This is a genomic window from Pseudoalteromonas sp. SG43-6, from assembly GCF_014164365.1.
GTDB lineage: Bacteria > Pseudomonadota > Gammaproteobacteria > Enterobacterales > Alteromonadaceae > Pseudoalteromonas > Pseudoalteromonas rhizosphaerae.
In genome coordinates, this window is the sequence record NZ_JACJEZ010000139.1 from 1 (window position 1) to 937 (window position 937).

The 937-nt window shown below is 41.5% G+C and carries 1 protein-coding gene and 1 pseudogene; both read right to left on the bottom strand.

Annotated features, from left to right (window positions below; all coding sequences use genetic code 11):
• Positions 1-170 (bottom strand): annotated as a pseudogene (locus tag H5201_RS22465) (IstB-like ATP-binding domain-containing protein); the annotation flags it as partial.
• An 11-nt stretch (positions 171-181) separates the two neighbouring features.
• A partial coding sequence (locus H5201_RS22470; RefSeq protein WP_182785452.1) for a transposase occupies positions 182-937 on the bottom strand: 756 nt, incomplete at its 5' end.

Here is a 937-nt window from a genome sequence, read left to right on the forward strand (position 1 = left end):
TCGATTTTTCTTTGCTCACGCGTATCAATTTCATGAGTGAGCAATAAACTGACGCGCTCTATAAAGCTTTGTTCTTGATATAGATTTGGCTGTTCAAGCTGTTGCTTGAGTGCTTGCTTTATACCGGATAATTTGAGTAGTTGAAGTTGCTGGTTAATGGTGTTTATCATGATTCATTTCCTTAATGGTAATACTGTGTGCCGCGTATGTTGCCATGCTTAATTGGCTTTTCTGGCTCTGTTTGCTGTGTGGGTAACGGTTGTTGATCCAACCCCTTTTTCAGCATCTGCTTAATTGATTTGAGTGTTGTCGTATTCATTATGATTGCGCGATAACACGCTTGCTCAAGCCGTTCTTTTGAATAAGTTTTAGCTAAACTTAACACCCCTAAACAGGCGCGATAAGCGTGCTCGGGGTGACGCCGTCCACTGAGCTGTAACTCAACAACTTGGTGGGTATACTCCCCGATACTTAATGCCCATGAGCGTAAATTTATCGGTGACTGCTCATGCTGTTTTTGATGCGCTAGAGGCATATGATGAGACTGTGTTGTATGCCCACCTAAACGATGTGAGCGCGGATGCTGTGCGATTAAGGTATCGTTATGATAAAGCTGTACTAGCTGATTGGTTATGTGTGCGCGTAATTGTTTCTTAACCCATTGATACGGCACACTGTAATAATGTTTTTCTATTTCAGCATGATAATCAATGTGTACTCGCACCGTTTTGATTTGTGTATAGTGATAAGGCTTTTCAGGCAATGGCTTTAATGCGCTTTTATCCACCCTATCAAATAGCTGTTTACGTGACTGTTGATATTGCTTCATCACCTTATTGTTCATTACATCAAGTAGCTTTGCTATTTCTTGATTTAGGTGCGCTAAGCTGTAGAAGGTTTGGTTACGCAGACGTGCCATGATCCAACGCTCAACAAT